Origin of the sequence: Hallella bergensis DSM 17361 (assembly GCF_000160535.1) — a bacterium.
Taxonomy (GTDB): Bacteria; Bacteroidota; Bacteroidia; order Bacteroidales; family Bacteroidaceae; genus Prevotella; species Prevotella bergensis.
Genome location: NZ_GG704782.1, coordinates 451619 through 461254 on the forward strand (window position 1 = coordinate 451619; position 9636 = coordinate 461254).

Annotated in this window: 6 protein-coding genes; 4 read left to right on the forward strand and 2 right to left on the reverse strand. The window is 48.6% G+C overall.

The window, feature by feature from the left end; genetic code table 11:
• Positions 1–75: 75 nt before the first annotated feature.
• On the forward strand, positions 76–2901 hold the full coding sequence (locus HMPREF0645_RS10205; protein WP_007174918.1) for an alpha/beta hydrolase family protein: 2826 nt from the start codon (positions 76–78) through the stop codon (positions 2899–2901).
• A gap of 31 nt (positions 2902–2932) precedes the next feature.
• Here the strand turns inward: HMPREF0645_RS10205 and HMPREF0645_RS10210 are convergent, their stop codons facing one another.
• Together HMPREF0645_RS10210 and HMPREF0645_RS10215 are read right to left on the reverse strand one after the other, a co-directional pair.
• Positions 2933–5020 carry an RNA degradosome polyphosphate kinase gene (locus tag HMPREF0645_RS10210; protein ID WP_007174919.1) on the reverse strand — a complete coding sequence of 696 codons (2088 nt, stop codon included), beginning with the start codon at positions 5018–5020 and terminating at the stop codon, positions 2933–2935.
• A gap of 78 nt (positions 5021–5098) precedes the next feature.
• Positions 5099–5821 carry a leucine-rich repeat domain-containing protein gene (locus HMPREF0645_RS10215; RefSeq protein ID WP_007174920.1) on the reverse strand — a complete coding sequence of 241 codons (723 nt, stop codon included), beginning with the start codon at positions 5819–5821 and terminating at the stop codon, positions 5099–5101.
• 224 nt (positions 5822–6045) lie between these two features.
• Here HMPREF0645_RS10215 and HMPREF0645_RS10220 point away from each other — a divergent pair, with 224 nt between their 5' ends.
• The 3 genes from HMPREF0645_RS10220 to HMPREF0645_RS10230 all read left to right on the forward strand — a co-directional run bounded on the left by HMPREF0645_RS10220 (position 6046) and on the right by HMPREF0645_RS10230 (position 9409).
• Complete coding sequence (locus HMPREF0645_RS10220; RefSeq protein ID WP_007174921.1) at positions 6046–7077, forward strand: porin; 1032 nt, start codon at positions 6046–6048, stop codon at positions 7075–7077.
• Positions 7078–7244: 167 nt separating this feature from the next.
• The gene (locus HMPREF0645_RS10225; protein ID WP_007174922.1) at positions 7245–7940 is read left to right on the forward strand and encodes a response regulator transcription factor; all 696 of its coding nucleotides are present in this window, start codon (positions 7245–7247) and stop codon (positions 7938–7940) included.
• A gap of 74 nt (positions 7941–8014) precedes the next feature.
• Entirely contained in the window at positions 8015–9409 is a 1395-nt protein-coding gene (locus HMPREF0645_RS10230) for a sensor histidine kinase (protein ID WP_336433168.1), read from the forward strand.
• Positions 9410–9636: the final 227 nt, after the last annotated feature.

The following is a 9636-nucleotide window of genomic DNA, read 5'->3' on the forward strand; positions in this document are numbered from 1 at the left end:
GTATATTTGTATGTCTTATTTATGGACGGATTTTGTTCGTCCCTCTTTGTCTAACCGAATTGCCATTAAGAATTTATGATAAAAACAGTAACAGCTTTTCAGTCGTTAGTTTCCAAACTCCAGCGTGGAGCCGATATGTGGAAAAAACGAATATCAGTGCGTAGTCTGACCGTGGGAATGTGTTTGCTTGGCTCGTTTCCGCTGTTTGCCCAAAAGAAACCACTCGACCACGATGTCTATGATGGCTGGCAGCGCATCGCCGTGCCGGCACTCTCGCCTGACGGCACCTTCCTGTCTTATCAAATCAATCCGCAGGAGGGCGATGGGACGCTGTACATCCGCAACAATAAGCGCAAGAAAACGATAACTGTTGCCCGTGGATACAAGGCGCAGCTGACGGACAAGGGGCTGTATGCCGTGTGCCTTGTGAAACCTCTGTTCAAACAGACGAGACAAGCGAAAATCAAGAAAAAGAAGGCCGACGACATGCCTATGGATTCGTTGGCCATCATCAATCTGCAGACAGGCAACATCAAACGTTTTGCCCATGTACGCTCGTACGAATTGGGAAAATATGCCGATCGGGCTGTGGCATTCAGTGTAAAGGACACGACGCTCATTCCCAAGAAGGACCGGAAGAAGAAGGATGTGGGCTACCCCACGCTCATCTATCATTTTGCGACGGGTAAGACAGACACGCTTCGCCATGTGGACCGGTATGCGATGAACAAGCAGGGCACGGTGCTGGCCTACGTCAGCCAATACAAGAAGAACAATACCACGCTGCGTGCATACGACATTTTGTCCGGCAAGTCCGTGCTGATAGGCGACACACTGGCCTATTACTCGTTGCCGAAATTCAACGAGACGGGCACGCAGATGCTGTATCTGCAATCGGCTGATACGCTCAGCTCGGGCAGTAAGCATTGCAGCCTCCACCGATACACCCTAGGACAGGATGGGGCGGAGAAGCTTGCCGAACCCACACCCGGGGGATGTCCCGACGGGTGGGGCATCAATGAGAACAGTCAGCCCACCTTCAGCCAAAACGGAAAGAATATATTTGTGGGCATCGCCCCCTATATTGCACCCGACGACACCACACTGCATAGCTTCGAAACGGCCAGTTTGGACATTTGGAACTGGGATGCCCCCATGCTTCCGCCCGCGGAGAAGGCTAATCTGAAGGAGTTGAAAAAGAAGAATTGCCTTACGGTCTACAACAACGGTCGTCTTATTCCGATGACTACCTCCATGTACGACCGCATCAGGTTTGTCGACCGTGGCAATGCCGACTATGTGCTTTCCTTGGACCGAACCGGCAACATGGTGGAAACGCAGTGGAGTTATCAGACGTCCGTTAATGTGAGCCTTGTAGAACTCTCTACGGGCAAGCGAATATCTGTTGTCAAAGGACAGGTGACCAATGTCACAGCATCGCCCGGGGCCAAGTATGTGGCATGGTTCGACCTAACGAGCAGTCAGTGGATGGCCTACGACGTGGCTACGGGCAGGACCCGCAATCTGACCGCCGGCATGAAGGTGAATTTCTGGGACGAAGAAGACGATCACCCCATGCTGAAAGAACCCTACGGCGAAGCGGGATGGACGGCGGGAGACCGAGCTCTCCTGGTCTACGACCAATATGACCTGTGGCGCATTCCGATGAACGGCGGCAAGCCTGTCTGCCTTACAAAAGGCAAGGGTAGGGAGAACAACCGTGTGTATCGTTTCCTGAACTTGAAGGATAGCGACGATCCGATTGCCATTGCGCCGTCGGAGACAATGCTGCTCACCGTTTTTGACAAGATAAGCAAGAAGAATGGGTTCTCAAAGACCAACCTCAGCGGGAATCTGAAAGACCTTACGCTTGAGGGGTGGGCGCAATCGGTTGTCAGAAAGGCAAGAAACAGCAATACGTATGCTTACCTGCGCGGCAACTTTGATCATCCGAACGACTTGTATGTCACCACAAATGATTTTGCCACACAGCAGAAACTCACATCCATCAACCCGCAGCAGAAGGATTACAACTGGGGAACCGTGGAACTGGTACACTGGAATGCCTTTGACGGAACCCGTCTGGATGGATTGCTCTACAAGCCCGAGGATTTTGATGCCGGCAAGAAATATCCGGTCATGATTTATTTCTACGAGAAGAATTCCGATGGACTCTACAAATATATCGAGCCCCAGCCCAGTTGGTCGATTATTAACATTGCCTTTTATACCAGCCGCGGCTATCTTGTATTTGTTCCGGATATTGTCTATAAGGCGGGGTTGCCCGGTGAGAGTGCCTACAACTGCATTGTAAGCGGAGCCCAACAACTTGCCCGGAAGCCTTGGGTGGATGCCGGGAATATGGCCATTCAGGGACAGAGTTGGGGTGGCTATCAGGTGGCATATCTCATTACGCGAACAAATATGTTCAAGGCTGCCGGTGCCGGTGCGCCGGTCTCCAATATGACAAGTGCTTTCGGTGGCATACGCTGGGGTTCGGGAAACAGCAGGCAGGGACAATATGAGGAGGGACAAAGTCGCATTGGGCATAATCTTTGGGAGGCGCCGGAGCTTTATATTTCGAACTCGGCTCTCTTCAAATTGCCTAATGTTGAGACTCCGGTGCTGATCATGCACAACGACGCCGACGGTGCGGTGCCATGGTATCAGGGTATTGAAATGTTTATGGGGCTGCGACGATTGGGCAAGCCTGCGTGGTTGCTTCAGTACAATAAAGAGGAACACAATCTCAAGGAGCGTCGCAATCGTAAGGACCTCAGCATACGCCTGCAGCAGTTCTTTGACTATGAACTGAAGGGCGCTCCCCAACCGGCATGGATGAAAACCGGCCTTCCCATACTCAGGAAGGGCCAGTATTATGGTTACGAAAAGGCCGAATAAACAGGTGAATGTGTGATTGACGCTTAGCTAATCAACTCTTGGGCTGGAGGGTGGAAGCACACTGATCCGATGGAGGGGTTGAGCAGGATTCGACATATAGCCTTCGAATCTCCTCCTGACTTCGCAGATAAGCTCCCTGTTGCATCTCGTTCAACCCATGCCCGTCGACAATGCGTCCATTGGCAGTGTCGGCCATGCCCAGTTCTATGGTGTTCATGAGGTCGGCTTTCAGGTCGTTGTCGTAGACTGGCGACATCACCTCGATGCGGTTCAACAGGTTTCGGGGCATCCAATCGGCAGAGCCGATATAGTATTTGTTTCGGCCGCCGTTGCAGAATATCAGTATGCGGCTGTGCTCTAAGTAGCGGTCGATGATGCCCACGGCCCTGATGTTGTCGGAAATGCCCGGCACGCCTGGAATGAGTGAGCAGTTGCCGCGAATAACAATGTCAATCATCACACCGGCCTGCGAAGCTTCGTAGAGTTTGGCTACGAGATCTTTGTCGGTGATGTGATTGATTTTAACCTTGACCCACGCTTCCTTGCCTTCCTTGGCATTTCTTATTTCAATATCAAGCATACGCAGGATGCGACGTTTCAAGGCGTTGGGTGAAACGAGCAGCTGATTGAACCGCACCTGCTGGAAAGGACGTTGTATAAACTGAAACACCTTGGCAACCTCCGATACTATGGAAGGGCGGGCTGTCATCATTAAGTAGTCGGTGTAGGTTTTGGCATTACCCTCGTGGAAGTTTCCTGTACCGATGCAGGCGATGTCACCATGCTTGTCTTTGATGTAAAGAAGTTTGGAATGTACCTTCAGGCCTTCTACACCGAAAATAACATTGACTCCCTCTTCCTGCATGCGCTTGCTCCACATGATGTTGCTTTCCTCGTCAAAGCGAGCCAGAAGTTCCACCACTGCCGTTACCTTCTTGCCGTTGCGCGCCGCGCAAATGAGTGCCTCCACCACTTTGGAGTCCTTGGCCAGCCGATAGAGTGTTGTCTTGATTTCCTTCACCTCGGGCTTCAGGGCAGCCTCACGCAACACACGGATGTACCCGTTGAAGCTGTGGTAGGGAACGTGTATGAAGCGATCCTTGCAGCGAATGAGATCGAGAATGCTCTCCTCTGACATGAACTCCGGCTTCATCATCTGTTTCCATTTGGGATATTTCAAGTCGGTATGTCCGCAGTCGGGGAAGTTCATCAGGTCTTTATGATTCTGGTAGCGCTCGCTGCTCAGTGTGGTGTCAAGCTCGCGCACTTTCAGTTTGCTCATAATGGTCTTCCGCATATTGCTTGGCATGTCGCGGTCATAGATAACGCGGATGGGTTCGCCGTGCTTTCGGCTGCTCACCCCCAAGGCGATACGTTCCATGGCGCCGTAGTCGGAGTCGTTATCAACTTCCATCTCCGCATCTTTGGTAAACTTGAAACTGAATGCCCGGTAGTGGTTTTTGGGAAATCCGATAAAGATGAGCGGCAGGCAGAAGCGTATCACGTCATCGAGATACATGATGTTATCGAAGCCATCGGACCCGGGTATCTTGATGAATCGCCCGTAGATCTTGTCGGGCACTTTGATAATAGCATATTTGGAATTGTTGTTGTTCTCCTCGGTTTTCTCTATCAACAGGTATATACGATTGTCTTCCAACGCGGTGAAATTCTTCAGTTCGTTGAGCCAGATGGGGTTGGTCGAGCCATTGAGCTTGTCATAGAAGAAATCGCGGAGCCACATCCTCTGCTCATCATTGAGTTGGGTCTCATTGAGCAGTCTGATGTTGTGGCCTTCCAATTCTTTGAATACTTTTTGGGTAGCCTGAAGATACTCCTTGTTATATTGCTCGTTAAGTCGGCTAATGGTCTTGATGGTCCGCTTGATGTTATGACGCATACCCTTGGTGATATCCGGACTTTCGGCAATGCGGTTGAGAGATGCTACCCGAACACGAAAGAACTCATCGAGATTGCTGGAGTATATGCCGAGGAACGACAGTCTTTCAAGAAGGGGAACTTGCGCCTTCTCTGCCTCCTGCAGGATACGATAGTTGAAATACATCCAGCTGATATCCCGTTCCACATACATGCCTTTCAGCTTTCTGTTGTTTGCCATAATATATTTGTTGGGAGTAATAATAGCGTAATCAGGGAGGGTACGACGTATAGCGCTATCCCTCCCTGATATATAAGTTTATGAGTTTGCTTCTTCCTTCTTTGTATTTTCTCCGGTGCTCTCGGGCTTCGGGATGTCTCCCGGTTTGCTATCCTTTGTCTTGTCGATGGACTTGTTAACTTTGTCGGGTTGCGAGTTTTTCTCTTTCTTGTTGTTCTTTTTCTGTTTACCCTTGCTCGGTTTGTTGGGATCCTCACGGCCAACGACAAGAAAGTCAGCGTCGCCATCGACTAAGTGCAAGATCTTGCGAACTGCTTTCACTGCCTCAGAGGGTACTGATATCTCGCGCAATTTGTCGCATTCGTCAAAGGCCTTGCGATGCAAGTTCTTGGGAAGCTTCTCAAAATAAACACTTTTCAGTCCGTCGCAATCGCTGAATGCGTATGCATCGATTTCTTCTACCTGAGCAGGAATATGCACCGATTCCAAGGCATCGCAATCCATAAAAGCATCTCTCTCTATCTTTTTCAGACTGCTGGGGAGAGTGATGGACTTGAGATTTTTTTTATTGGCAACAGCCATCTCTCCAATCACTTCTACTCCTTCGTCAATGCTGACATCGGAGTCATCCCCCAAAACATAGATGAGGCGTTTGTGATCGGCTGTACATACGGCCTTCTCCATAATGAGGAAGTCTTCTGAATCAAGCCGTTGTAACACACGGTTTATAACTAAACTTTCAAATTTCTTCCCCTTTTTCGCGAGCTTGCTGATTTTGTCGAGGATTTCCTTCTTATTCATATCATGCAGTTAAAATACACTTTGCAAAGGTAGTAATATTCCCATGTAAGCACTTGGACATAGGTGTTACGCTTTTGTTAAGATAACGTTACAACTCCGTAACATTACATAATTGTAACATGTATGTCATGGTATTTAAACATGAAGGAGATATCTTTGCAACAGAAATCTCAAAATCATGGTAGTGTGTTAGTTTTGGCATGCGATACCAATCATAATGTACGATGACAAAATACAGGTTGTTAATCATATTTCTTTTCATAAGCTATGCTGCATGGTCTCAGGATGATACCAGCTATAGGCCGCGGATAGGGGGCACCTTGCGCGGTAAGTATGAGTACCAAACCCAAGAGGGAGAAGGACGTTTTCAAGTACGGACAGCACGTATCAACGTGCAGGGCAAGGTAGCTCCCATCGTTGAATACAAGGCGGAGATAGATCTTTGCGACAAAGGTGACATCAAGATGCTTGATGCCTACACCCGACTGAGTCCGTGGAAGTCGTTCAGGTTCACCATTGGACAGATGAGGGTGCCATTCACCATCGATGCTCACCGTTCACCTCACCTGCAATATTTTGCCAACCGAAGCTTCATTGCCAAGCAAGTGGGGAACGTGCGTGATGTCGGTGCTATGGCAGGTTATGAATTTCACGTGGGTTTCCCCATCCGAGTGCAGGCAGGCCTTTTCAATGGGTCAGGTCTTACCGGTCAAAAGGATTATTGGACCAAGGGGATAAACTATTCTGCTAAAGCGCAGTTCTATTTCCCGTTTAATCTGGATTTGGAAACGAGTGTTCAGAAAATCAGGCCGGATGCACATACGGTGGTTATGTATGATGCCGGCCTGACCTATCACCGCCTTAACTTCTTGGCAGAGGTAGAATACCTTTACAAGACCTATGCGCACAATGCCTACAAGGATGTCCATGCCGTGAATGCCTTTATGAATTACGATATTCCGTTCAAAAACAAGTCGCAGTTGATCAGGAAGATCTCGCCCCTGGTGCGCTATGATTTCATGACCGACCACAGCAATGGCAGACAATACGTGGAGGGACCTGCAGGCGAAGGCGGAGTCTTGGCGACCACTGACTACCAACGTCACCGCGTCACGGGTGGAGTGACGCTGAGCTTGGCAACTCCCTTCGTGTCAGACATACGAATCAATTATGAGAAGTATTTCTATCGCGACCAAGACTTGGCCAAAACATCGGAACGTGACAAGATTGTTGTGGAGTTTATGACACATTTTTAAGACATGAGGAGCATAAGCCAGATAAGTCAGATAACACATGATGACTAACATGATAAGGGGGAGACAAATGTCACGGAAAGTTCCTGTAATCTTAATATAATTTTAACATTACAAAGTGACAGAACTAAGTTTAAAATACTATTTTTGCAATAGTTAATAGTAACGGTATGCCAGCAGAAAACAAGAAGTACAGCATCCTTGTGGTGGATGACGAAGACGATCTTTGCGAAATCTTAAAGTTTAATCTGGAAACAGAGGGGTATCATGTTGAAAAGGCCAACTCCGCCGAAGAGGCTTTGGAGATGGATCTGCCTGCGTTCGACTTGTTGTTGTTAGACGTGATGATGGGTGGAATGTCGGGTTTTGCCATGGCGCAAAAGCTGAAAGCCAATCCAGCCACAGCCAATATACCTATTATTTTCCTTACAGCCAGAGACACCGAGAACGATACCGTTACGGGATTCAACCTTGGGGCAGATGACTACATTTCCAAGCCCTTCTCCATTCGCGAGGTGTTGGTAAGGGTGCGCGCAGTGATACGCCGTACAGATGATCGAGACCACGAGCAACCCACGGTTTTGCGGTACCAGGGACTGGAGATGAACTTGGACAAGAAAACTGTGACGGTGGACGGAGAGCCAGTGGCTTTTACCAAGACGGAGTTCGAACTCCTGCGTTTCTTGCTCGACGAGAAGGGGCGCGTGTTCTCGCGCCAAGAGCTTATCGACCGTATATGGCCTAAAGATGTCTTGGTGCTCGACCGCACTGTTGACGTGAATATCACCCGCCTACGCAAGAAGATCGGCCGATTTTCAAAATGCATTGTGACCAGACTGGGATTCGGTTATTACTTTGATGCATGATGAAACCGTTCTCTGTTGGACAAAGGCTGTATCTAAGTGTGCTTGCAGTCTTTCTCGTTTTTGCAGCCGCTTTTATGATATTTCAGTGGAATCGAGAAAGATATTATAAAATAGACTTATTAGAGAGCAAGTTGCAAATGATCAATGTGCTCATGTATGAGTCTGTCCAAAAATCGGATGGGGTCAATGAAGAGGCTCTTGATCAATACGTCAAAAGCCGAGGAATCAAGGATATACGCGTGACTCTGCTCAACCGTGAGGGCAATGTCTTGTTTGACAATGTCAGAAAAAACTATACCACTCTGCCCAATCATGCAAGCCGCCCAGAGGTTGTCCAGGCCATCAAAACGGGGAAAGGGTCTACCGTGGAACGTAATAGTACTACACTCAGGCATGACTATTTCTATACGGCAACGTATTTCCCAAAAGACAGTCTTGTGATTCGCACTGCCTTGCCCTACAATGACAATCTGAGTCAGCTCCTCAAGGCTGACTTGCATTTCATATGGTTTGCTATCATAGCTGTTCTTGTGCTCACGATCGTACTCTATCGGTTTGTCAATCGACTGGGTACGAACATCACCAAACTCAAGATTTTTGCGGTTAGGGCGGAGCATAATGAGAGCTTGGAGATAGAAGACTTGGTGGACTTCCCCGACGACGAACTGGGTGAGATTGCCGAGAAGATTATTAAAATCTACAAGCGACTACAGTCTACGCGCCAGGAACAGGATATGTTGAAACGACAGCTCACACAGAACATTGCACACGAGCTTAAAACCCCAGTGGCCAGTATACAAGGCTATCTGGAAACAATAATAGCCAATCCCAACATCGACCATACCGTGAAGCAACAATTCCTGGAGCGTTGCTACGCCCAAAGTGGACGGCTAACCTCTTTGCTCAAGGACATCTCCACCCTCAATCGTATGGATGATGCCCCTGAGATGCAAGAGTTTGAGGAGGTAGATATTGCTGGCTTGGTGCACAATATAGAAAGAGAAACTGCATTGCAGATGGCCGAACGTGACATGACTTTCGACAATCAGCTACCGAGAGAACTTAAACTCAGGGGGAGCCGATCACTGCTGTATAGCATCTTCCGAAACCTTACTGACAATGCCATTTCCTATGCCGGAACAGGAACTACGATTACTTTGAAGGCTGAGCGTGATTCGGAGAGTTGGAAATTCATGTTCAGCGACAATGGGGCTGGGGTGGCACCGGAACATCTTCCGAGACTTTTTGAGCGGTTCTACAGAGTAGACAAAGGGCGCAGCAGGAAAATGGGGGGCACGGGACTTGGACTCGCCATTGTTAAAAATGCCGTACTCATGCACCAGGGAAGTATCAAGGCCAAAATCAATTCTCAGGGCGGACTGATGTTTATCTTCAGTCTGGCGGCCGATTTTTCATCGCCCGATGGTCATGGCACAATCATCAGCCAAGAAGGACTGTCGCTCTTATAGACTTTTGTACAAACCATATGTCAGCCCTGCGGGGGCTACATGTTCAGTTTGCAGGAGTCATTGGAAGGTGTCTACCTATATGGAGCGTACGGATAAAACTTGGTTTTTATCAGTTAACGCTCCTCTCCGTTTGTAAACTTTCATGACATTTTCTCGGCCTGTTATTTCGGATCATCCAGCGCGGAAAGCGCCATGTTTCGGGCGTTATTTTTAGCTCGGAAAGCGGG